The organism is Streptomyces sp. NRRL B-24572 (assembly GCF_002156145.1).
GTDB lineage: Bacteria > Actinomycetota > Actinomycetes > Streptomycetales > Streptomycetaceae > Streptomyces > Streptomyces vietnamensis.
Window position 1 is genome coordinate 1 of the sequence record NZ_MWIG01000811.1, and the last position, 840, is coordinate 840.

Annotated in this window: 1 protein-coding gene; it reads right to left on the reverse strand. The window is 73.1% G+C overall.

Annotated features, from left to right (window positions below; translation table 11 throughout):
• Positions 1–651 (reverse strand): RDD family protein (locus CCN56_RS36420; RefSeq protein ID WP_086832023.1); only part of this gene is annotated, 651 nt, incomplete at its 3' end.
• Positions 652–840: the final 189 nt, after the last annotated feature.

An 840-nucleotide genomic window follows, 5' to 3' on the forward strand; every position in this document is an offset into this window, starting at 1 on the left:
GGTCCGGGCCACCAGCTCGTCGGCCAGCCGCTCCGCCAGCTGCCGCCCCACGACCGGGTCCAGCTCGCGGGCCCGCGTCAGGTACTGACGTATCTCCAGCCACAGCGCCTCCGGCACCGCCGAGAGATCGATCCCGGCGAACCGCCCCACCAGCCACGGCGGCGGCGGAGGCACGGCCAGGACCCGCGCCGCGGGTATCCGCTCCCGCACCACGAGCGTCCCCGCGAAGACGTCCCCGAGCCGCCGCCCCCGCTCGGACACCAGCGAAGCGACACAGGCGACGACCCCGAAGGTCATCAGGATCTCCACGACCCCCATCGCACCCCGCACCAGCGCGTGCCGGAACCGGATCGGCCCCCCGTCGTCCCGCACCACCCGCAGCCCGACGGCCAGCTTCCCCAGCGACCGCCCGTGCGACAGCGTCTCCACCGCGATGGGCGCCCCCACGAGTACAAGGAGGAAGGACGCGATGGACACGGCCGCCACCGCCGCCTCGTCCAGCGACGCCGTGGCGACCGCGAGCCCGAGCGTGATCAGCAGATACGCGGCCCACACCACGACCAGGTCGATGAGCGACGCGAGCGCCCGACTCGGCAGCCGCGCCGGCTGCAACCCCAGTACGACGGCGTCCCCCGTCACCAACCCACTCATGGCGCCCACCCTTCTCCGAACCTTCCCGACCCCTCCGAACGCCAGTCTGCCAAGCTGACCCGCAGCGCGCCGCAGTAGTACGGACCCGTCCGCAGCCAGTGCCTGGAGCAGCAGCCGATCATGGACCTCGACGTCTACGTGACCGCCCACCGCGCCGAGTGGGAACGCCTCGACCACCTTCTGCGCCGG